The sequence below is a fragment of the Amycolatopsis sp. NPDC039088 genome (genome assembly GCF_055598845.1).
In genome coordinates, this window is the sequence record NZ_JBVKAE010000007.1 from 1 (window position 1) to 21647 (window position 21647).

Sequence of the window (21647 nt, forward strand, 5' to 3'; positions counted from 1 at the left end):
ACTTCTTCTTGCCCATAGTCTCCATGATGAGGGACATCCTTCCGGAGGCACACAGCCTCCTGATCTTGGATGTCCGTCAAAACGGGTCACGCCCACACCTGCTACAAGAAACTCCACAAACTCACCACATGAGACAAGCTCTAAGCAGGCCAAGGCATCGTGGCGATAACTTCTTTCACGCGGACACGGTGTTGCTGCATCGGCATGTATGTGTTGTTTGTCGTAGAACACGATCGTCGCAGCGTCTGCATCGTTGGGACGACCGCTCATCCGACTGTGGAATGGCTGGTGCAGTGGGCACGGAACTTGCTGGCGGAGCTCGGCGACCGGGTGGATGGCTTGCGGTTTCTGATCCGTGACCGCGACGCGAAGTTCACTGCCGCGTTAGATGCGAGGTTCGCGTCCGTCGGCATCGAGATCCTGCGCAGGCCCGTTCGCGCTCCTCGTGCGAACACGATCGTCGAGCGCTGGGTGAACAGCGCGCGTCGCGAGTATCTGGATCGAATGCTCATCATCAACTTGCGTCATCTGGGTCAGGTGCTCGCTGAGTATGTCGATCACTTCAACCATTACCGGTCCCATCGGTCGTTGGACCAACGACCGCCCGATCGAGTCATGATACCCGGCCACGCGACCGGCATCGGAAGGTGTCGTCGGTGTGATCGACTCGGCGGACTGATCTACAAAGATCAGCAGTTCGCATGGGGTGGCACAGTTCTCGACACCTACCGGTCATGATTTGGCTTTTGTCAATCACTGATCGATGTGAGTTGGATGCGGGCTGAGCCCAGGCGAAGTGTGCGCCACGAACTGGGCCTCGCAGGGACTACTATTTGCGCATGACTAGTGACCGCTGGGAGTACACGATCGTTGACTCTGTGATCAGTTACTGGAAGGACACGGACAATCAGGTGCAGGAGTGGCTTGCAGGCTTAAATGCACTCGGGAGCGAGGGTTGGGAACTTGTCTCCGACACTATTATCTACGGAAAAGGCCATAGCCCTACTCAGTGGCCCGTCCTGATCTTCAAGCGTCGCATTCAGGGTTAGTCAGCCGGATAGATGGCTTGCTCGGTGCGCTAGCACGGAGTGGAGTCCCCGGGTGATAGGGTCGAGCATTGATGGACCAAGTGCGGTCTGGTCTTGTTCGCAAGACCAGACGCTTGGCTTCTGCGCCTGCGCATCAGCGGCGCCTATGTCTGGGAGAACGGACGCATAGCAGGAAAGAGGTGGTGGGGGCTGACAGTCACCCCACCACCTCGACTGTTCTTTACGCCGCCGCGGATGCGGCCAGCCCCGGCTCTTCTGGGGCGAGCGTGTCCCTGAGGTACACCTTGTCGTTGAGGGAATCGACTCGAGCTACTTCGACGTAGACGTCCTCGCCGATCTTAAGATCGAGGATGTCGAAGTCGCGGCGCAGTTCCTTACTCATGTCCTTGCTGAGCATCATCGCGAGCCGCTCCCGTCCGGCGATTTTGAGTAGGACGTACCCCGGTTTGACCGCGCAGATTTCGCCCCATCCGTGGGTGCCGAGCGCGGGTAGGTCGACGGGGACCGCGGCCAGCGGGTGGTCGATTACGCCGTCGAGCCGCAAGTCGATCTGCCGGCGCTCGGGATCGATTTTGTCTACCGTCACCGTGACCCTGTCCCCGCGGGCGAGGCCTTGGTGGCCGACGAGACCGGCCTTGCGGACGCGTCCGTTGATTCCATGGCCGACAGCAATGAACGCCCCGGAACCTTCGACGACGTTCCGCACCTCACTGGTGAGACTGGAGCCGGGAGGGTGGTCGGAGACGAGTTCGCGCCAGGGGTTGGCCTTCCGGGCGATCAGGCTGTACCGGGTACCCTTCCTGTCGGTCACGAACGCGCCGTCATCGAGGCGGTCCCCGATGTTGAACCGGCGGGTCATGTCCTTGATGATTCGCTCCCACTGGACGTCGGCATTGCCGAGGATGCCATGGCGACCTCCGTCGGTCTTGACTGTGACGAACTCAGGATCCACGGCGATGACCTGGCCGGGGGCATCTTCAATGCCGCCGACGACATCCATGGGCGAAAGCATCTTTTCCGCCGCCGCTTCCTCGCGGATCGCGCCGAGCTGCTTTGTGAGCTCCTCCTTCATGCGGTCCACAGCGGCGAAATTCTCCGAGTAGGCGATGTAGCGATAGAGCCCCCGCACATCGGTGGGGATGTCGCTCTCGTCCTGGATCAGGATAATGAGCCGCTTGCCGAGCAGCATCGCCCAGGCGAACTCGATCGCCACGTTCGGCGAGCGGCCGGTGAAGTCGACGATGACAACCTCCGCCTTCTGGATGCCGCGCCAGACGGCGTCGAGAACGCCTGCGGGTCCGTAGATGGAGTCGGCTCGGTGGATCGTCATTCCGCAGGCGGCGACGACGGCCTCCGTCACCTGACGGTGGAACTGATCGAAATCGAACGGCTCACCCGACACGGTCTTGATGCCGTACGGGGTGACGAGGAAGCAATTGCCGCACTCGGTGGCGAGTTCTCGCGTGCTGAAAAGCCGGGAACCGGTTCTCCTTCCGTCGCCTTCCTCGTCGACCGACGACGTCTGGCCTCAGATCGCTCAGCTCATGGCGCGCGACATCCTCGTTATCAAAGCGGAGCATGACGATGACCGGGCGCGTGCCGGGCAGTCGCCCACCACGCTACTGGGCGCCGGAGTCGAGATCGGGGGACATGTTTTCGACGGCCAGGTCGTCCTCTCCGACTACAGCCGCCAGACCGGAACGACCCCCCTCGCGGCAATGTTGGAAGGTCTTCTTCAGGCGCCGGTCGTCGTCGAGAACGATGTCAATGCTCTCGCGGTCATGGCTACTCATCAGCGCCACTACCAGGGAATCGACATGGTGGTCGCAGCGGTCTTCGACGAAGGCGTCGGTGGAGGACTCGTCATGGACGGCCGCGTACGCAGGGGCGGGCACGGTATGGCCATGGAATTAGGTCACTTGCGCGTCGACGTCTCGGCCGACCAACCCGCGGGCGGAACTGAATCCGAAAGCGAGCGCGGATTCTCAGCGCCCTGCTGGTGCGGGCAACGCGGTCATGTCGAGGTTTATGCCACGCCCTCTCGCATCCGCGAGGAACTAGGTGTCGTGAACCTGGCGACCGCAGCCGCGGCTCCCATCAAAGATAAGGCGGGAAATTTCACGCACGAGTACCTCGTCTTCGCCAGGGCCGGGACGAGTCTTGGCCGAGGGCTCGCTCACACCATATCGATCGTCAACCCAAGGCAGTTGATCCTCAAGCTGCCTCCCGTCCTGATCGAATCCGCCGGAGAGAGGGCGGTGAGCGCTTATCTCAAAGCCGTAGAGCGAGAGATCGGCGCCGTGTTCTCGACGGGAGCCGCAGACGCGGAACTCACGATCGAGCCCTTCGACGACGTCTTGATCACTGGAGCTCGTGCCGCCGCCATCTGCCTGATCGATGCCTTCATAGAGCACCTCCGCGGACTCGACAGCTGCCGCTCCATGCCCCGGGGTCACCACGCTAAGAAGGCAAATGGCGAAACATCAACCGCGGCCTAAAGCCGAGCCGGTTTGACTTGCACGGCCCGACGACAAGGTCGATAGGCGTGTCCGGTTCATCGTCAACTACCAGGGGCGCGGCGCCGAAACGAATATGCTGCTACCGCGCGAGCCCTGGCGCTTAACAGCCAAGCCCTGCGCGCGATGGGCTGAGCTGCCGTAGTTTGACTGAAAGACGTCATACCTGAGCCAGGCCTTTGGTGATGGACTTCATCGAGACTGTCACCCTGACCGGAGTGTGGCAATTCATCCTCGCCGCGATCCGCCAGGTCAGCGGGAGGGGCACGTTCTCTGCACCACAGTGCGCTCGACCTACGCGTGGGTGAGACAGGTCGTTCGCAATCTGCTCATGGATCTAAGGACACCCGGCAGCCTCGCGCGGATCAGGTTCCTCATCCGAGACTGCGACGCCAAATACCACTCACTGATCGACAAGATTGTCGGGATCGCCACCGTACTGACCCGTGTCTGGATGTCCCGCATGAACGCAGTGGGGATGCCGGTTCGAAGACTCGCAGATGGCCTGCAATGCAACGTTGAATGTCGGTGCTCCGATCGCCGGTGAGCGCCGGGGCGAGAGGCGTGTTCGGCAAGGCGCCGAGTTGTCGAACCATCAGTCTGAGGCTGGCGGATGGTCACTTGACGTAGTGGTGACTGGCGGTTGCGGAGTCTGTCGATGAGTTGGAACAGCGTGGGACCGGAGCCGCCGGCCTTACCGATTTCAGTCGGGTTTGCGACGAAGTCTCAGGCCGTCGTCAGGCCGTCGCAGGTCAAAACCGGTCGAGTTGCGATGAGTAGCGATGAGCCTGTTTGAGCAGGTCAGCAAGGGTACGACGAGAGGGTGCCCTGGTCGCAGCCTTGCCGAAACAGTAGTCGTACCACTCGACGGAGGAGGCGAGTGCCGCGGCGGTGGCGGCCCGCCTCCGCTGGGACACGGTGATCGTCGGTTCGGGGGCGGTATCAGGGGCGTGCGGTGCACTGTCGGCCATCTGGATGCCCTTCCCTCGGCGCTGCTGCGGCGATGCAGGTCCGGGCAAGTTAACAACCGCTTAGTATGTGGTCAACGTCTCATCGGTTAAATCTCGATACCGACCGGTTGGTATGTCACGCTGGTGGCGGTATCGCCGACGGAGGTCGATCAGTACCGGTCAGGAGAGTTTCGTGCCGAGCATGCGAAGCGCCAGTTCGCTGTACTCCCGGCCCAGCTGCTTCGGCGTCTGGCGGGCGCGCTCGGTGTACCAGCGGGCGACGTCCACGCCGAGCGAGAGCACGGCCCGCGCGGCGGTGTGTGGATCACCGACGGTGAACACGCCCGCATCCGCGCCTTCGGTGATGACCTCGCGCACGACCTGCTCGATGCGGCGGCGCAGTTTCGCGACCACCTCGAACTCCTCGTCCGGGAGCGCGTGGAGTTCGTACTGCACGACGCGCGCCACGGTGTGCCGTCGAGCGTGCCAGGCAACGAAGTCCTCGACCAGCAGCCGGATCCGCTCGACCGGGTCGGTCTCGCGCGCCACGACGCTCTCGACCAAGGAGAGCGTCTGCTCGTGGCCGTATTTGGAGATCGCGAACAACAGCGCGGCCTTGGACGGGAAGTGCACGTACAGCGCCGCGGGGCTCATGCCCGCCGCCGAGGCGATGTCGCGGGTGGTGGTCGCGTGATAGCCGCGCCGGGCGAAGGATTCGACCCCGGCCAGCATCAGCCGTCGTGCCGTCTCCGGCTGGACGTCGGGCCACAGTTCGGCCGACAGCGACATGGTCATCCGCAGATCCTCTCAGAGGCTCGCACCGGATGGTGGGCTTGACACCGGCGCCGGACGTTTCCATTGTAAGTGAGCGCTCGCTTAGCGCTGGCGCTCGCCAGTGAACACAGAGGAGATCGAAGAGTGAACTCGTTCAAGGACCGCGTCGCGATCGTCACCGGCGCGAGCCGGGGTATCGGTCTCGGAATCGCCAAGGACCTGGTCGAGCGCGGTGCGAAGGTGTGCATCACCGCGCGCAAGCCGGAACCGCTGGCCGAAGCGGTCAACGAACTGGGCGGCCCGGGGGTGGCCATCGCCGTCCCCGGCAAGGCCGACGACACCGCGCACCAGGACGAGGCCGTCGCCAAGACCATCGAAGCCTTCGGCCGACTGGACATGCTGGTCAACAACACCGGCATCAACCCGGTGTACGGGCCCACGCTCGACATCGACCCCGAAGCCGCCGCCAAGATCTTCGCCGTCAACGTGCTGGCGCCGCTTTCGTGGACCCGCCGGGCGCGGGACGCGTGGATGGGGGAGCACGGCGGTGCGGTGGTGAACGTCGCCTCCGTCGCCGGGCTCGGCGCGTCGCCCGGGATCGGCATGTACGGCGTCAGCAAGGCGGCGCTGATCCGCCTCACCAAGGAACTCGGCTTCGAACTGGGCCCGAAGATCCGCGTGAACGCCGTCGCGCCGGCCGTGGTGAAGACGAAGTTCGCGACCGCGCTGTACGAAGGCCGCGAGGAAGAGGTTTCCGCGTCGTACCCGATGAAGCGGCTCGGCGTCCCGGCGGACATCGCCAGCGCGGTCTCGTTCCTGCTGTCGGAAGAGGCGGGCTGGATCACCGGGCAGACCGTCGTCCTCGACGGCGGAGTGACGCTGGCGGGTGGCCTGTGACCGCGTCGCTCAGCGGAGCCGGTGTCGTCGTCACCGGCGGAGGCGGCGGCATCGGCGCCGTCCTCGCCCGCCGGTTCGCCGCTGAAGGCGCCCGGGTCGTCGTCGGCGACCTGAACGGGGACGCCGCGGCCGAGGTCGCCAAGGAGATCGGCGGAACCGCCGTCGCCGGTGACGCCGCGAGCGAGGCGGGTGTCGCGTCGCTGATCGAGACCGCGCGCGAAACCCTCGGCGAGATCGACGTTTTCTGTGCCAACGCCGGTATCGCGCCGATGGGCGGCGTGGACGCCCCCGAGGAGGACTGGGCGCGGATCTGGGACGTGAATGTGATGGCGCACGTCCGCGCGGCGCGGCTGTTGCTGCCGCCGTGGCTCGAGCGCGGCCGCGGGCACTTCATCTCGACGGTGTCGGCGGCGGGATTGCTGACCAGCCTCGGTTCGGCGTCGTACTCGGTGACGAAACACGGTGCGCTCGCCTTCGCCGAATGGCTTTCGGCGACCTACCGGCACCGCGGGCTGACCGTGCAGGCGATCTGCCCGCAGGGTGTGCGGACGGCGATGCTGGAGAACAGCGGACCCGCGGGTGAACTGCTCATGGGCGCGGCGGCGATCCAGCCGGAGCAGGTCGCCGACGCGTTGTTCGAGGCCATCGCCGAAAAGCGCTTCCTGGTGCTGCCGCATCCCGAGGTCGCGGACTACTACGCCGCGCGGGCCACGCAGACCGACCGCTGGCTCGGCGGGATGAACAAACTGCAGCGCAAAGTGGAGCAGGCTTTCGGCGAGTGATTTTCGGGGCCACGGCCGCCTTCACCGAAGGCGGCCGTCCCTCGGACCGAACGTCGCCAATGCCTCCGCGTCGGTCGCCCGCGCGTTGAGGAAGTAGTCGGTCCATTCGTCCACGTCCGGGTACGACGAAGTCTCCCGGATCGCGGCCCGCGCGCGTTCGATGTCGAAATCCGTGCGGCGCAAGGTCACCGCGCCGTCGGCGAGCAACGCCCAATGCGCACCGGGGCGACCGTAAGGCATCCCGACACTGCCGGGGTTCACCACGAGCCGTCCGTGCGCCAGCCGGGTGAAAGGCATATGCGTATGCCCGCACACGACGGTCGTCACGTCGGCCGGAAGGTCGGCGAGCACGTCCGCCCAGCGGTCCATCGCGGTGTCGACGAGGACGACCTCGTCGTCGTCGCGGGGAGTGCCGTGGCAGAACACGACGTTCCCGAAACCCTCCACCGGAAGTGTCACCGGATAGGGGAGCGCGGCCAGCAGCTCCACCTGGTCCGGCCGAAGCCGCGAAGCCGCCCACGGCGCGATGGGATCCGGGATCTTCCCCTCGCCGCCGCGGGCGAGGGAGACGAGCTCGCGGTCCGCGTTGCCGCGCACCCAGACGACGCGGTCGCCCAGCGCGGTCAGCCGGTCGAGGACCTGCCCCGGTTGTGGACCCGCGGCGATGTCACCGGTGAGCACGAGGCGATCGGCTCCGGCGACGTCGGGTTCCGCCAGCACGGCGTCGAGTGCGGGCAACACGCCGTGGATGTCGGACAGTACTGCGATTCCGGCCATGGCCACAGCTTGTCAAGGGGCGCGACGGCGCACAAGGTTGATCTTCGCCGGGGGATAGGCCACTGTGTGCGTGGGGTCTTGCTCGCGGTAAGGAAAACTCAATGAGCAAACGCTTCGTGTTCCGTGGGGCCGTTCTCGCCGCGACCGTCGCGGGATCGGTGCTCACCGCGGGGTCGGCGATGGCGAGCACCGCGGAGCCGTGCGCGGCCGGGGCGTCGGGTGACGTCGCCGCGGCGTCCTGCACGCCGTATCGCAAGCAGAGTGAGGGCTGGAGCAGCAAAACCGCCTGCAACCGCGCGGGCAACGAGGGTGCGCAGGCGAGGCGCTGGACCGGCTGGAACTGCAACCAGGCGCTGGCGGGCTGGGAGCTGTGGGTGCGCACCTGCACCACACTGGCCGCCGAGAAGGCCTCGGCGACCACGCGCGAAACGGTCTGATCAGGAGGGTGCGCCCCGGGCGGGTAGCCCGGGGCGACCTAATCCCCTTGGTAGGGCGGGAAATTCGGCGGGCGGCGTTCGTTCCAGCTCGCCAGACCTTCGGGTAGTTCGGGGAAAGTGAACGAGGCGTGCATCAAGGCGGTGGCTTCGCGCGCGGATTCTTCCAGGGACAGCCCGGCTTCTCGCGTGACCTGTCGTTTGATCAGCGCCATCGAGCGAGGCGCGCTGTAGGTGGCCAGTTCCGCGGCGTACGCGTGCGCGCGTGCCGAGAGTTCTTCCGGCGGCACGACTTCCTGGACCAGGCCGTAGTCGTGCGCTTCTTCGGCGGTGAAGGTGCGGCCGGACAGCAGCAGGTCGAGCGCCCGGCCCCGGCCGACGAGTTCCGGCAGGAGTTTCGCGACGCCGTACTCGGCGATGAGGCCGCGTCGTGCGAACGCGGTGGTGAACTTCGCGCCCGCGGCGGCGAACCGGACGTCGGCGGCGCAGGCGATCACGAAACCGAGTCCGGCGCAGCCGCCGTTGATCGCCGCGACCACGGGCACGTCGGCATAGGCGGCGGCCAGGACGTTCCGGAAGCCTTCGTGTTCCGGTGGGGCCGCGGTGCTGGCCGAGATGTCGGCCAGCAGGCCCAGATCCGCGCCGGGGCAGAACGAACGCCCGCTGCCGGTGACGACGACGGCGCGCACCGCCGGGTCGGCCGTCGCCTCGCCCAGCAGTTCCCCGTAGCGGACTTGCATGCGCTGATCCATCGCGTTGCCGCGTTCGGGTTTGTCGAAGGTGATCGTGGCGACGGCGCCGTCGACGGCGAACCGGACAGTGTCCAAATTGGACTGAGTCACGTCGGCCTCCTTGCCTCGTAGCCATACTAAGCGGATGCTTAGGTCTTCGTCGAGCCCTTGACGCGTACGGGGTCCGCTCTTACGGTCGGTCGTACCGACTGGTCGGTGTGGGGATTGTCAAGGAGGACGCCTGCATGAGCCCCTACGATGCGAAACCGTGGCTGGCCGCTTACGACGACCGGATGAAAGCCGCGGCGACACCGGAGGCGACCACCGTCCCGGCGTCCTTCCGGCGCGCGGTCCAGCGTTCGCCGCACGCCACCGCGATCGCCTACTTCGACGGCAGGATGAGCTATCGCGAGGTCGGCGAGCTTTCCGACGGTATCGCGCGGCATCTGATCGCTTCCGGATTCGCCCCCGGTGACCGGCTCGCCCTGATCCTGCAGAACATCCCGCAGTTCGTGCTGGCCCTGCTCGGTGCCTGGAAGGCGGGCGGGATCGTCGTCCCGGTGAACCCGATGTACCGCGAGCGGGAACTCCAGCACGTCTTCGACGACGCCGGGGTGCGCGCGGTCGTGTGCTCGCAGAGCGGGTGGAACCGCCGGGTCGCCGCGCTCGTTCCCGCCAGCGGCGTGAAGATCGCGCTGACCACCAGTGAACTCGATCTGCAGACCCGCGACGACGCGCGCGTGTTCGGCGGGACCGTGCGGGAGCCGACTCCCGGCGCCGCGGATCTGCTCAAGGTGGCGCGGGCCGCCGCGGGGGATCCGCCACCGGACCCCGCCCTCGGTCTGGACGACGTCGCGCTGATCAGCTACACCTCGGGCACCAGCGGGACGCCGAAGGGTGCGATGAACACCCACGGCAACCTGGGGGCGAACGCGGCCGTCCTCAGCACTTTCAGCGGTCTCGGTGAAGGCGCCACCCTGTTCGGGCTGGCGCCGCTGTTCCACATCACCGGCATGGTCTGCGAAATCGCCTCCGCCATCGACATCGGCGGCACGCTCGCACTCGCCTACCGGTTCGAACCCGGCGTCGTGCTCGATGCCTTCCTGGAGCACAAGCCCGTGTACACGGTCGGCCCGTCGACGGCGTACATGGCGCTGATGGCGCAGCCCGACGTCGGTCGCGAGCATTTCGAGTCGTTCCAACTGCTGTACTCCGGCGGAGCCGCGCTGCCGCCCGCCGTCGTCGACGTGTTCCGCGAGCGGTTCGGGCACTACATCCACAACGGTTACGGCCTCACCGAGACCTCGGCGGGCTGCATCGTCGTGCCGGGCAGCCTGGAGGCACCCATCGACGAGGAGTCGGGGACGATCTCGATCGGCCTGCCCGTACCCGGCACCCTCGTGCGCATCCTCGGTGAGGACGGCGAAGAACTGCCACTGGGGAAGGCGGGCGAGATCGCCGTCGAAGGACCGATGGTGGTCCCCGGCTACTGGAACCGGCCCGAGGCGACCGAAGCCGCCCTTCCCGGCGGAAGGCTCCTGACCGGCGACATCGGCTTCATGGACCCGCGTGGCTGGGTCTACGTCGTCGACCGCAAGAAGGACATGATCAACGCCTCCGGCTTCAAGGTGTGGCCTCGCGAGGTCGAGGACGTCCTGTACACGCATCCTGCGGTGCGCGAAGCGGCCGTCGTCGGTGTCCCGGACGACTATCGCGGCGAGACCGTGAAGGCCTACATCAGCCCGGCACCGGGCAGCACACCCGATCCGCAGGACCTCGTCGCGTACTGCAAGGAACGCCTCGCCGCGTACAAGTACCCGAGGGTGGTCGAGGTGCTGGACGAACTGCCGAAAACGGTGAGCGGCAAGATCCTCCGCCGCGAACTCCGGGCCAAGGGCTGAGCCGATGAGCCTCGTCGAAACCGTCCGCGGACCCGTCGACAGCACCGGACTCGGCCGCGTCCTCATGCACGAACACCTGTTCGTCCTCAGCCCGGAGTTCATGGCGAACCACCCCGAACACGACGGCTTCCGCGAAGACGAACACGTCGCCGACGCGATCCGGCGGCTGAACGAGCTGAAGGCCGCCGGGATCGACACGATCGTCGACCCGACCGTGATCGGGCTCGGCCGCTACCTTCCGCGCGTGCAGCGGGTCGCGGCGGAAACCGAGCTCCGGATCATCGTCGCGACCGGCCTGTACACCTACAACGACGTTCCGCACTACCTGCACCATCGCGGGCCCGGCCTCATCTTCGACGACGGCGAAGACCCGTTGGTCGGCCTGTTCACCGGCGACATCATCGACGGGATCGCCGGCACCGGGGTGAAGGCGGCCCTGTTGAAATGCGCGACCGACGAGCCGGGGGTCACCCCGGGCGTCGAACGGGTGCTGCGCGCGGTCGCGAGGACGCACCGGGAGACCGGAACGCCGATCATGACCCATACGCACGCGCCGACCCGGCGTGGCCTCGAACAGCAAGCGATCTTCGAGGCCGAAGGCGTCGACCTGAGCCGGGTGCTCATCGGGCACAGCGGGGACAGCACCGACCTCGCCTACCTGACCGAAATCGCCGACAAGGGCTCGCTGCTCGGGATGGACCGGTTCGGACTGGACCCCTTGCTGTCGTTCGAAGAACGCGTCGGCACGGTCGCGGCGATGTGCGAGCGCGGCTACGCGGAAAGCATGGTGCTATCCCATGACGCCTCCTGTTTCATCGACTGGTTCGACCGTGACCGGATGGCCGCCTTGGCACCCAACTGGCATTTCCTCCACATCACCCAGGACGTCCTGCCCGCCTTGCGCGAGCGTGGCGTCTCCGAAACCGACATAACGACGATGCTGGTCGACAACCCCCGCCGGTTCTTCGAACGCACCGGCGCGTAGGGGTCCCGTTCCCCGGACCTCGACAAACCGGCCGGTATGCTGAGCCGTCCGCACGAAAAGGAGCCGGCCATGACACGAGCGAGCACCCGCAGGGCCGGGACGGCCGAGTCGAGCGGCGACGACCAGGCCGCCGTACCGCGACGGCTGCTGTCGCACGCCACGAAACTCTTCGCCAAGAAGGGTTTCGACCGCACCTCCGTGCAGGAGATCGTCGAGGCGGCCGGGGTCACCAAGGGCGCGATGTACCACTACTTCGGCTCCAAGGACGACCTCCTTTACGAGATCTACGCCCGGGTGCTGCGCGCGCAGACCGAGCAACTGGAAAAGGTGGCCTCGAGCGAGGCGCCACTGCGGGAGCGGCTGCGTTCGGCCGCCTCCGACGTCGTCGTCAGCACGATCGACAACCTCGACGACAACACGATCTTCATGCAGTCCATGCACCAGCTCAGCGTGGAGAAGCAGAAGGCCGTCCGCGCGGAACGCCGCAAGTACCACGAACGGTTCCGCACGCTGATCGAGGAAGGCCAGGAGTCCGGCGAGTTCCGTGCCGACAAACCGGCCGACGTGATCGTCGACTTCTTCTTCGGCTCAGTGCACCATCTCGGCTCCTGGTACCGGCGCGGTGGCGCGCTCTCGGCCCGCCAGATCGGTGACCACTACGCGGATCTGCTGCTGGCCGCGCTGCGCCCCGAATAGCGGCGCTCCCGACGAGCAGCGGACCGCTGGATGCTCAGCCTGGTGGCGCGGGTACGAGACGTTCGGCGAACCAGTCGCAGCGGCGTTCGAGCACCGTTCCCACCTCCCATCCGGAGGTGAAGGCCACCAGGCCTCTCGCCACTTCGTCGGCGGCTTCCGGTGGCCAGCCCTGGGCGGCCAGACTCGACCGCATCGCTTCGGCATAGTCGGAATAGGTGAAGCCGGGCAGTTCGGCGACGAGCGCCGTCGTCGTCCCTTCGTGCGAGTTCAGTCCGCAGAACGACCGGCCGCAGCCGCAGGCGGAATCCGGCGAGGTGTCGCCTTCGTCGCAGCACGGGGCGATCCAGATCAGTTCGCCCTCGACGCAGTCGTTGAAGTCGTTCTCCCGCGCACCCTGGGTCTTCGAGGTGGCCACGAGCAGTTTCATGATGACTCCCTGTTCGCTCTGATGTTCGAACAGGTTTTACCGGCGGGGTCCGACACTTTCCGGGGCGGGCCCCGCCGGGAGGATCAGGCGGGCAGGTCGATCAGTGGTGCGAGGGCCGCGCGATGCCGCCCAGGAGTGCCCAAAGCGATCTCGTCGCTCTTCGCGCGCTTGAGATACAGGTGCGCGGGATGCTCCCAGGTCATGCCGATCCCGCCGTGCAGCTGGATCGCTTCTTCGGCGGCGTGGACGGCGATGGGGGAGTTGCGCGCCTGCGCCACGGCGACGGCGATCGCGATGTCGTCGCCGGAGGCCAGGCAATCGGCGGCGTAGCGGGCGGTCGCCCTGGCGTTGACCAGATCCGTGTACAGATTCGCCAGCCGGTGCTTCAGCGACTGGAACGATCCGACCGGACGGCCGAACTGGTAGCGCTCCTTGAGATAGCGCACCGTTTCGGTCAGCGCCCATTCGGCGATCCCGAGTTGTTCCGAAGCGAGCAGGCCCGCCGCGGTCACCAGTGCGGTGTCCAGAGCGGACGGTGCGGTTGAAGAGTCGGCGACCCGCTTCGCGGCCACGTTCTCCAGCGTGACGTCGGCGATGCGCCGGGTCAGGTCGAGAGAGATCGCCTCGGTGACCGTCACCCCCGGCGAAGCGGCGTCGACCGTGTAGAGCCCGGGTCCGTCGGGGCCCACCGCCGGGACGACGATCAGTTCGGCCACCGAGGCGTCGGCGACACTGCGGACCCGGCCGCTGAGCGTGCCGTCCGCGGCCGCGGTGACCGTCGAGGGGAAGTCGGCGCCGGGTGCGGTCGACAGCGGTACGGCCAGCGCGCCGATGAGCGTGCCCGCGGCCAGTTTCCCGAGTTTCTCCACCACTTCCGCCTGCGCCGTGTCGGTCGCCAGCAAGGCCGACGTCGCCAGCACGGCACTGCCGAGATAGGGGACGGGGGCGACGCTGCGCCCGAGTTCCTCCATCACGACGGCGACTTCACGTGCCGAAGCGCCGTGCCCGCCCAGCGCCTCGGGGACGGCGAGGCCCGCCGCGCCGAGGTCGGCGGCGAGGGTGCGCCACAGCTTCAGGTCGTACGGTTCCGCCGTTTCGGTCCTGGCGATGAGCGACGCCGGTTCCGCGCGGTCTTTGAACAGGTCGCGGACGCTCGCGCGAAGGTCCTCTTCGACCTCGGAGTACAGCAGGTCGCTCATCGGGGCAGGTCCTTCCAGGCGACGTCCTTGTCGATCCGCGGCTCGGACGGCAGTCCCAGCACGCGTTCGGCGATGATGTTGCGCAGGACCTCCGAGGTGCCGCCCTCGATGGAGTTCCCCTTCGCGCGCAGATAGCGGTAGCCGGCTTCGCGGCCGAGGAAGTTCACGCCGTCGGGCCGCCGCATCGTCCAGTCGTCGTAGCGCAGGCCTTCCTCGCCGAGCAGTTCGATCTCCAGCCCGGAAGCGGCCTGGTTCAGCTCGGAGAACGCGACCTTGACCGCCGAACCCTCCGGCCCCGGCGCGCCGGCGGCCAGTTGCTGCCGCAGCCGCGAACTCACCAGCCGCAGGCTCTCGCCCTCCACCCACAGTTTCAGCAGGCGATCGTGCAGTTCCGAAGTCCGCAGTTCCGGGCGCTCGCGCCAGACTTCCGCGATGACGCCGACCATGCCGCCGTCACGCGGGAACTCGGTCCCGCCGATGGCGACGCGTTCGTTCATCAGCGTGGTCTGCGCGACCTTCCAGCCCTCGCCGACCGCGCCGAGCCGGTGCGCGTCGGGAATGCGGACCTCGCTGAGGAAGACCTCGTTGAACTCGGCCTCACCGGTGATCTGGCGCAGCGGCCGGACCTCCACTCCCGGCGCGGTCATGTCGCACAGGAAGTACGTCATGCCCCGGTGCTTCGGCACGTCGGGATCGGTGCGGGTGACCAGGATGGCCCACTGCGACTTGTGCGCGCCCGACGTCCAGACCTTCTGCCCGGTGACCACCCAGTCGTCGCCGTCGCGCACCGCGCGGGTGCCCAGCGCGGCGAGATCGGATCCGGCGCCCGGCTCGCTGAACAGCTGGCACCACACCTCCCGTTCGGTCCACAGTGGACGCAGGAAGCGCTGGTGCTGCTCCGGGGTGCCGAAGGCGAGAATGGTCGGCGCGGCCATGCCGAGGCCGATGCCGATCCGCCGTTTGTCGTTGTCCGGCGCGCCCGCCGCGGCTAGCTCTTTGTCCACAACGGACTGGAGAGAACGCGGTGCGCCGAGCCCGCCGAGTCCTTCGGGGAAGTGGATCCACGCCAGCCCGGCGTCGAACCGCGCGTCCAGGAAGTCCTGGCGTGGCGTGCTTTCCGGCGGATACGCGGCCAGCAGATCGGCCACGCGCCGGTTGAGGTCTTCTGCGGTGGTCACTTCTTCGCCTCCACGCGGTACTTCTTCAGTTCACGGTGCGCGAGCGAACGCTTGTGCACCTCGTCCGGGCCGTCGGCCAGGCGCAGCGTCCGTACCTGCGCCCACATCTCGGCGACCGGGAAGTCCTGGCTGACCCCGCCCGCGCCGTGCACCTGCACGGCCTTGTCGAGGATCCACTCGACGGTGATCGGCGTGGAGATCTTGATCGACTGGATCTCGGTGTGCGCGCCCTGGTTTCCGACGGTGTCCATCAGCCACGCGGTCTTGAGCACCAGCAGCCGTTGCTGCTCGATCTTGACCCGCGCCTCGGCGATCCAGTCCTGCACCACGCCCTGTTCCGCGATCGGCTTGCCGAAGGTCTCGCGGGAAAGCGCCCGGCGGCACATCAGTTCCAGCGCGCGTTCGGCCATCCCGATGGCGCGCATGCAGTGGTGGATGCGGCCGGGGCCGAGGCGGGCCTGCGCGATGGCGAACCCGTCGCCCTCACCGGCGATGAGGTTTTCCGCGGGCACACGGACGTCCTCGAAGATCACCTCGGCGTGCCCGCCGTGGTCGCCGTCGGTGTAGCCGAACACGTGCATGCCGCGTTTCACGGTCATGCCGGGAGTGTCGCGGGGGACCAGGATCATGCTCTGCTGCTTGTGCGCGGGCGCGTCCGGATCGGTCTTGCCCATCACGATGAAGATCTTGCAGTTCGGGTTCATCGCGCCGGAGATGTACCACTTGCGGCCGTTGATGACGTATTCGTCGCCGTCACGGCGGATGCTGGTGGCGATGTTGCGCGCGTCGGAGGAGGCGACGTCGGGCTCGGTCATCGCGAAGGCGGACCGGATCTCGCCCTCCAGCAAGGGCTGGAGCCAATGTTTCTGCTGCTGCTCGGAGCCGAACATGGTGAGGACTTCCATGTTGCCGGTGTCCGGCGCCGCGCAGTTGAGCGCGGTCGGGGCGAGCCGGAGGCTGCGGCCGGTGATCTCCGCCAGCGGCGCGTACTGCAGGTTCGTGAGACCCGCGCCGTGGTCACCGGGGAGGAAGAAGTTCCACAGCCCGCGTTTGCGGGCCTCGGCCTTCAGTTCTTCGACGATCGGCGGCTGGCTCCACTCGCTGTCGCGCTCGGCCAGCTGCCGCTCGAAGACGGCTTCGGCCGGGTAGATGTGCGAATCCATGAACTCGAGGAGTTTTCCCCGCAGTTCCTCGGTTTTCGCGTCGAAGGCGAAGTCCATTTTTCCTCTTCCGTGCGAGTTCGACCTGGTGAGGGTGGTGCGGCTGGTCGTGAGTGGTGAGTAGGGCTATTGAGGGGTAAGGCAAACGTGGCGCCGGGCGAAGGGGGTGTGTGGAAATAGAGACGTTGAGTGTCCCTGTGTCCACGTGCGGCACTGTGTGGATTTTGTGTCATCTAACGCATCAAAATCCACACAGTGAAAGACACCGTCCACCGACGGGACCGGTCGCCGGTACGCCGCGAATGCGTAGCCAGGCCACGGCATCCAAGGGCTTCTCTCGTCTGCGACAGGAAGTCATCGCATGTCCCGTCATCCGTCCTTGAGAGTCTCATTGCCGTGCGCGATCAACGGGACGACGCCCGCGCCGATGCCGTCGAATCCGGCGCCGACCGTCTGTCCCTTGCTGTAGCGAAGGTGGATGCCCTCCAAGATCACCGCGAGTTTGAAGAACGCGAAGCCCACGTACCAGTTGAGCCGTGAGACATCCCGGCCCGAACGCTCGGCGTACCGCGCGACGACCTCGTCGTTGCTCGGATAGCCCGGCGCCGAACTGGCGTTGGACACGAACTGCAGCGAAACCTTGTCGCGTTCGGCGTAGGCCACCAGCAGCGCGAGGTCGGTCAGCGGGTCGCCGAGCGTGGACATCTCCCAGTCCAGCACCGCGGTGATCCGGTCGTCGGCGTTCACCAGCACGTTGTCCAGCCGGTAGTCGCCGTGGACGATCGACGGCCGCCCCGATTCGGGGACCGACGAGGCGAGGCGCTCGTGGAGCTCGTCGACGCCGGGGAGATCGCGGCTGCGGTTGCCGTCGAGTTGCTTCTTCCACCGCCGCAACTGACGTTCGAGGAAGCCTTCCGGACGGCCGAAATCGCCCAGCCCCACCGACTCCGGATCGACCGCGTGCAGCTCGACCAGCGTGTCGACCAGCTCGTCCGCGATCGCCCTCGTCCTGGCAGGGCCCAGTGCGGCCAGTTCGGTGTCCGTACGGAAGGGCGTGCCCTCGACGAACTCCATCACGTAGAACCGCGAACCGATGACCTCGGTGTCCTCGCACAGCAGCACGGTCGCGGGTACCGGGACCGCCGTGTCGCGCAGTCCGGAGATCACCCGGAACTCGCGGCCCATGTCGTGCGCTGTCGGCAGGACGTGGCCGAGCGGCGGACGGCGGACCACCCAGCGTGACCGGCCGTCGCCCACGATGTAGGTGAGGTTGGACCGGCCCCCTTCCACGACCTGGCCGCTCAGGTCGCCCTGGACAAGGCCCGGCCGCTGCTCGTCCAGGTGGGCCTTGAGCCTGGCCAGGTCGAGGCCCGGCAGGTCGGTCTGGTTCATCGCGCCTCCAGCGTCTCGCTTTCCGGTTACAGTACCGACCAGTCGGTATGTCGGATAGTGGTGGCCCGGCGAGGTGCCGGAGGTCACCTGGTCAGGCGATGAGCCGGACGACCATTTCGGCGACGCAGGCCGGTTTGGCCTCGCCGTCGATCTCGATCGTCCACCGGACCACGGCCTGTTTGCCACCGGGGACGTCGGTGACCTCGACCAGTTCGGCGCCCGCGCGGATCTTCGAGCCCACCTTGACCGGCTGGGGGAAGCGGACCTTGTTGAGGCCGTAGTTGATGCCCATCTTGAGCCCGTTGACCCGGTAGATCTTCCCGACGAAGCCCGAAATGAGCGACAGCGTCAGGAAACCGTGGGCGATCGGCGCCCCGAACGGGCCTTCGGCGGCCTTCTCGACGTCGACGTGGATCCACTGGTGGTCGTCGGTGGCGTCGGCGAACAGGTTGACCCGCTCCTGGGTGAGCGTCATCCATTCGCTGTACCCGAAGTGCTCGCCGACGGCGTTCTCGAAGTCCTGCAGGGAGGCGAATTCGCGCATGGCTCAGTCCTTCGGTCCGCCGGCGACGTAGATGACCTGGCCGGAGATGAACCCGGCACCGTCGCTCACCAGGAACGACGCGAGGTTGGCGATGTCTTCGGGGGTGCCGACGCGCTGGACCGGGATCTGCGACGCGGCCGCGGCCTTGAAGTCCTCGAACGACATGCCGATCCGCTCGGCGGTCGCCGCGGTCATGTCGGTGGCGATGAAGCCGGGGGCGATGGCGTTCGCGGTGACGTTGAACTTGCCCAGTTCGATCGCGAGGGTCTTGGTGAAGCCCTGCATGCCCGCCTTGGCCGCGGAGTAGTTGACCTGCCCGCGGTTGCCCAGCGCCGAGGTGCTGGACAGGTTGACGATGCGGCCCCACTTCTCCTGCGTCTGGTACTTCTGCACCTCGCGCGTCATCAGGAACGAGCCCTTCAGGTGCACGCCCAGTACCGAGTCCCAGTCCTGCTCGGTCATCTTGAACAGCAGGTTGTCGCGGGTGATGCCGGCGTTGTTGATCAGCACCGTCGGCGCGCCGAGTTCCTCGGCCACCCGGGTCACCGCGGCCTCGACCTGAGCGGCGTCGTTGACGTCCAGCGCGACGCCGACGGCCTTGCCGCCCTCGGCGACGATGGCTTCGGCTCCCTGCTTGACGCCTGCCTCGTCGAGGTCCAGCAGGCCGACGGCGAATCCGTCGGCGGCGAGCCGCTTGGCCACGGCGGCGCCGATGCCACGGCCGGCACCGGTGACGATCGCTACGCGGGAGGGGTGTTCGGTCACGGGTGACTCCTCGTCGTTGAGTGGAAGTGACGCCGAGTCTGCCGTACTAAGCAGTTGGTTTGTAGAGACACCCGGGGACTTTGTGTGTGTGACTGGAGTCACCTCACCGCACCGGTGTTCCGCCCGCGGTGAACACCGGCCTTACCGGCCTCGACGATCGCTACAGTCCGATTTCATGACGACGGTTACGACGCGCACGGTCGAATACCCGGCCGACGGCGTGACGATGGTCGGGCATCTCGCGCTCCCGGCGGGTGACGGACGGCGGCCCGCCGTCCTGATCGGCCCCGAGGGGACGGGGCTGAACGATTTTCAGCGACGGCGCGCCGACGCGCTGGCCGAACTGGGGTATGTGGCGCTGGCCTTCGACATCAACGGCGGACGGTGGTTCACCGACCCCGAGGAGATGCTGGCGTACGTGATGCCGCTGCTCGCCGACCCCGGCCGGATGCGGGAGATCGGCCACGCGGCCCTCGACGTGGTGCGCGCCGAACCGCGGACCGACCCCGAGCGGATCGCCGCCATCGGCTACGGCACCGGCGGCGCGATCGCGCTGGAACTCGGCCGCGACGGCGTCGACCTGCGCGCGATCGGGACGATCAACGCGGTGACGACGGGCCGTCCCGGCGAGGCGGCGCGGATCCGCTGCCCGGTGTGGGCCGGCGTCGGATCGGAAGACCCGATCATGCCGCAGTCGCAACGGGAGGCGTTCACCGCCGAGATGCAGGAGGCCGGGGTCGATTGGCGCCTCGTCGTCTACGGCGGCGCTTTGCACGCCTTCCACCATCCGCCGGTCGAGCAGACCGTGCTCCCCGGCGTCGGCCACCATCCGGTGCACGCGCGGCGAGCGTGGCGCGACATCGTCGGCCTGCTCGACGAATGCGTGCCTGTGACCGGCTAGCCCGGCGCCCGCGCGACGAGATGCCGGGCAGGGGGCCGGTGCCGCCATTCCCCTTCCGGTGCACGGTGCCGGAACTCCTCGCGCAGCGTCGCGATGAACTCTTCGCCGCGCGCGTTCACCAAGGGACGCATCGGGCCGGACAGGGTGTGCGCGGTGAAGAAGGTGTCCGCGTCGGGGTGTGTCATCGGGAACGACAGCGTCTCGTCCCGCTCCACGACGGTGCCCTCCAGTGCGGGTAAGAGCCGTTCTTCCCAAGAGCGGTCACCGGCCGGGACGTGGGCTCGGAGGACTTCGGACAATACGGTGAACGGCCCGCCCGGTTCGGTGCTGTGCGGCCAGTAGACGACCGAGAGCACCCCACCCGGCCGCAGCGCCCTCGTCCAGGAGCGGAGCGCGAGGTCGGGTGCGGGCAGTTGCTGCAGGCCGAAGACCGACACGACCGCGGCGGCGGAGACCGGCTCCAGTGCCGAGGCATCGTTCTCGACGACGCGCACGAGCGGGTTGTCCGCAGCGCGCCTCCGGGCTCTGGCGGCCATACCCGCCGACAGGTCGATGCCGACGATCTCGCGGCCGGGAAGGTGCTCGGTGAGTACGTCGAGTTCCGGAAAAGTCCCGCAGCAGGGCACGAGAACCGGTCCGTCCGGGAGTGCCTCGGGGAGGGCGCGGACCGCGGCATCGACCCACGGCGCGAACCGGGGGACGTAGTAGGCCTCGTAGCCGTCGGCGGCTTCGTCCCAGCCTCGGGCGAGGCGGGCGAGATGCTCGGCGGTCAGGACGCGACCTGCAAGGCTTCGGCCTCCTCGGTGACCGGCTCGGCGGCCATCCGGGCCGGGATGAGCAGCGACGCCAGCGCGATCAGCCCGGTCAGCGCCATCGCGCGTTCGACAAGACCCAGCGGGATCGCCTGCCACCACGGCCTGCCGCCGTTCATCGAGACCACGATCGCCCCGATGATCACCCCGAACCAGGCCAGCGCGGCCACCGCGAGCACCCGCGTCACCGCCCGGCGGGTGGGAGAACCGGGAAAGACGGCCTTCGCGGCGAACCACACGGCCAGCGGCAGCGCGATGAAGGCGACGACGCTCGCGATGCGGTGCACCGTCCCGCCGGTGCTCGGCCCGATCGCCCAGTTGTTCTTGGGGAACGCCACGATCACCACGAGGCTCACCGTCCAGAGCGCGCAGAAGATCGACGCCGCGGACAGCGCGGGAACATGCCTGCGATGGATCAGCGCGCCGAAGCCGATCGCCGAGCCGAACGCGACCAGCAGGACGGCGACGTCGAAGATCCACTTGTTCTCACTCAGCGCGTATTCGCTGATGGTGCGGCGGACCGGGCTGATGTCGCTGGTGGCTGGGAGTACCTGCAGCAGCAGGATCAGCAGCGCTCCGCCGGCGACCGAGACCACGGCGGCCAGCAGGGCCAGCGGTGACCTGGCGGTGACCTGGGACGTCGTCATGGTTGAAAGGTAACCACCGAACCTGAGGGTTTTCTTAGGCCAACCTGTCGGGATCGACAGGAATGTCTCATTCCACGGCGTGGTCGGTGGTGATCGTTCCGGCACGGTCGGTGAGATCATTGGGCCGAAA

Annotated in this window: 23 protein-coding genes; 10 read left to right on the top strand and 13 right to left on the bottom strand. The window is 67.2% G+C overall.

The window, feature by feature from the left end; all coding sequences use genetic code 11:
• The first annotated feature begins 204 nt into the window (after positions 1 to 204).
• Together ACZ7KI_RS10805 and ACZ7KI_RS10810 are read left to right on the top strand one after the other, a co-directional pair.
• Positions 205 to 738 (top strand): integrase core domain-containing protein, encoded by a 534-nt coding sequence (locus ACZ7KI_RS10805; protein WP_470272925.1) that lies wholly within the window; start codon positions 205 to 207, stop codon positions 736 to 738.
• Between the two features lie 101 nt (positions 739 to 839).
• Positions 840 to 1049, top strand: a complete 210-nt coding sequence (locus tag ACZ7KI_RS10810) for a DUF4177 domain-containing protein (protein ID WP_470272926.1) — start codon at positions 840 to 842, stop codon at positions 1047 to 1049.
• 220 nt (positions 1050 to 1269) lie between these two features.
• On the opposite strand, the gene ACZ7KI_RS10815 is transcribed toward ACZ7KI_RS10810, so the two are convergent.
• On the bottom strand, positions 1270 to 2451 hold the full coding sequence (locus ACZ7KI_RS10815; protein ID WP_470272927.1) for a hypothetical protein: 1182 nt from the start codon (positions 2449 to 2451) through the stop codon (positions 1270 to 1272).
• Positions 2452 to 2512: 61 nt separating this feature from the next.
• On the opposite strand from ACZ7KI_RS10815, the gene ACZ7KI_RS10820 reads away from it, so the two are divergent.
• Positions 2513 to 3547, top strand: coding sequence for an ROK family protein (locus tag ACZ7KI_RS10820; RefSeq protein ID WP_470272928.1), 1035 nt, complete (start codon positions 2513 to 2515; stop codon positions 3545 to 3547).
• Between the two features lie 1148 nt (positions 3548 to 4695).
• On the opposite strand, the gene ACZ7KI_RS10825 is transcribed toward ACZ7KI_RS10820, so the two are convergent.
• Positions 4696 to 5310, bottom strand: a complete 615-nt coding sequence (locus ACZ7KI_RS10825; RefSeq protein WP_470272929.1) for a TetR/AcrR family transcriptional regulator — start codon at positions 5308 to 5310, stop codon at positions 4696 to 4698.
• 123 nt (positions 5311 to 5433) lie between these two features.
• Here ACZ7KI_RS10825 and ACZ7KI_RS10830 point away from each other — a divergent pair, with 123 nt between their 5' ends.
• Together ACZ7KI_RS10830 and ACZ7KI_RS10835 are read left to right on the top strand one after the other, a co-directional pair.
• The gene (locus ACZ7KI_RS10830; RefSeq protein ID WP_470272930.1) at positions 5434 to 6186 is read left to right on the top strand and encodes an SDR family oxidoreductase; all 753 of its coding nucleotides are present in this window, start codon (positions 5434 to 5436) and stop codon (positions 6184 to 6186) included.
• The gene (locus tag ACZ7KI_RS10835) at positions 6183 to 6968 is read left to right on the top strand and encodes an SDR family oxidoreductase (protein ID WP_470272931.1); all 786 of its coding nucleotides are present in this window, start codon (positions 6183 to 6185) and stop codon (positions 6966 to 6968) included. The genes ACZ7KI_RS10830 and ACZ7KI_RS10835 overlap by 4 nt, the downstream gene beginning before the upstream one ends.
• A gap of 21 nt (positions 6969 to 6989) precedes the next feature.
• On the opposite strand, the gene ACZ7KI_RS10840 is transcribed toward ACZ7KI_RS10835, so the two are convergent.
• On the bottom strand, positions 6990 to 7745 hold the full coding sequence (locus ACZ7KI_RS10840; RefSeq protein WP_470272932.1) for a metallophosphoesterase family protein: 756 nt from the start codon (positions 7743 to 7745) through the stop codon (positions 6990 to 6992).
• A 101-nt stretch (positions 7746 to 7846) separates the two neighbouring features.
• Here ACZ7KI_RS10840 and ACZ7KI_RS10845 point away from each other — a divergent pair, with 101 nt between their 5' ends.
• A complete protein-coding gene (locus ACZ7KI_RS10845; protein WP_470272933.1) occupies positions 7847 to 8182 on the top strand; it encodes a hypothetical protein in 336 nt (111 codons plus the stop codon).
• Between the two features lie 38 nt (positions 8183 to 8220).
• Here ACZ7KI_RS10845 and ACZ7KI_RS10850 read toward each other — a convergent pair whose 3' ends face one another.
• A complete protein-coding gene (locus ACZ7KI_RS10850; RefSeq protein ID WP_470272934.1) occupies positions 8221 to 9021 on the bottom strand; it encodes an enoyl-CoA hydratase-related protein in 801 nt (266 codons plus the stop codon).
• Positions 9022 to 9155: 134 nt separating this feature from the next.
• Here ACZ7KI_RS10850 and ACZ7KI_RS10855 point away from each other — a divergent pair, with 134 nt between their 5' ends.
• The 3 genes from ACZ7KI_RS10855 to ACZ7KI_RS10865 all read left to right on the top strand — a co-directional run bounded on the left by ACZ7KI_RS10855 (position 9156) and on the right by ACZ7KI_RS10865 (position 12492).
• The gene (locus ACZ7KI_RS10855; protein WP_470272935.1) at positions 9156 to 10811 is read left to right on the top strand and encodes an AMP-binding protein; all 1656 of its coding nucleotides are present in this window, start codon (positions 9156 to 9158) and stop codon (positions 10809 to 10811) included.
• A gap of 4 nt (positions 10812 to 10815) precedes the next feature.
• Positions 10816 to 11796, top strand: a complete 981-nt coding sequence (locus ACZ7KI_RS10860; protein ID WP_470272936.1) for a phosphotriesterase family protein — start codon at positions 10816 to 10818, stop codon at positions 11794 to 11796.
• 69 nt (positions 11797 to 11865) lie between these two features.
• Positions 11866 to 12492 (top strand): TetR/AcrR family transcriptional regulator, encoded by a 627-nt coding sequence (locus ACZ7KI_RS10865; RefSeq protein ID WP_470272937.1) that lies wholly within the window; start codon positions 11866 to 11868, stop codon positions 12490 to 12492.
• Positions 12493 to 12526: 34 nt separating this feature from the next.
• Here ACZ7KI_RS10865 and ACZ7KI_RS10870 read toward each other — a convergent pair whose 3' ends face one another.
• The 7 genes from ACZ7KI_RS10870 to fabG form a co-directional block, all read right to left on the bottom strand.
• Positions 12527 to 12919 (bottom strand): DUF7715 family protein, encoded by a 393-nt coding sequence (locus ACZ7KI_RS10870; RefSeq protein ID WP_470272938.1) that lies wholly within the window; start codon positions 12917 to 12919, stop codon positions 12527 to 12529.
• A gap of 83 nt (positions 12920 to 13002) precedes the next feature.
• Positions 13003 to 14118 (bottom strand): acyl-CoA dehydrogenase family protein, encoded by a 1116-nt coding sequence (locus ACZ7KI_RS10875; protein ID WP_470272939.1) that lies wholly within the window; start codon positions 14116 to 14118, stop codon positions 13003 to 13005.
• On the bottom strand, positions 14115 to 15296 hold the full coding sequence (locus ACZ7KI_RS10880; protein WP_470272940.1) for an acyl-CoA dehydrogenase family protein: 1182 nt from the start codon (positions 15294 to 15296) through the stop codon (positions 14115 to 14117). Before ACZ7KI_RS10880 ends, ACZ7KI_RS10875 begins: the two co-directional genes overlap by 4 nt.
• Entirely contained in the window at positions 15293 to 16516 is a 1224-nt protein-coding gene (locus ACZ7KI_RS10885; RefSeq protein WP_470272941.1) for an acyl-CoA dehydrogenase family protein, read from the bottom strand. Before ACZ7KI_RS10885 ends, ACZ7KI_RS10880 begins: the two co-directional genes overlap by 4 nt.
• Before the next feature lie 309 nt (positions 16517 to 16825).
• Positions 16826 to 17848, bottom strand: coding sequence for a phosphotransferase family protein (locus ACZ7KI_RS10890; protein ID WP_470272942.1), 1023 nt, complete (start codon positions 17846 to 17848; stop codon positions 16826 to 16828).
• A 91-nt stretch (positions 17849 to 17939) separates the two neighbouring features.
• Positions 17940 to 18392 (bottom strand): MaoC family dehydratase, encoded by a 453-nt coding sequence (locus ACZ7KI_RS10895; RefSeq protein ID WP_470272943.1) that lies wholly within the window; start codon positions 18390 to 18392, stop codon positions 17940 to 17942.
• Between the two features lie 3 nt (positions 18393 to 18395).
• Positions 18396 to 19157: a 3-oxoacyl-ACP reductase FabG gene (fabG, locus tag ACZ7KI_RS10900; RefSeq protein ID WP_465505008.1), complete on the bottom strand. Its 762-nt coding sequence runs from the start codon at positions 19155 to 19157 to the stop codon at positions 18396 to 18398.
• Between the two features lie 175 nt (positions 19158 to 19332).
• Here fabG and ACZ7KI_RS10905 point away from each other — a divergent pair, with 175 nt between their 5' ends.
• Positions 19333 to 20058, top strand: a complete 726-nt coding sequence (locus ACZ7KI_RS10905) for a dienelactone hydrolase family protein (RefSeq protein WP_470272944.1) — start codon at positions 19333 to 19335, stop codon at positions 20056 to 20058.
• Here the strand turns inward: ACZ7KI_RS10905 and ACZ7KI_RS10910 are convergent.
• Positions 20055 to 20684: a class I SAM-dependent methyltransferase gene (locus ACZ7KI_RS10910; RefSeq protein ID WP_470272945.1), complete on the bottom strand. Its 630-nt coding sequence runs from the start codon at positions 20682 to 20684 to the stop codon at positions 20055 to 20057. The genes ACZ7KI_RS10905 and ACZ7KI_RS10910 overlap by 4 nt on opposite strands.
• Before the next feature lie 143 nt (positions 20685 to 20827).
• Positions 20828 to 21517, bottom strand: a complete 690-nt coding sequence (locus ACZ7KI_RS10915) for a DUF998 domain-containing protein (RefSeq protein WP_470272946.1) — start codon at positions 21515 to 21517, stop codon at positions 20828 to 20830.
• Positions 21518 to 21647 lie beyond the last annotated feature (130 nt).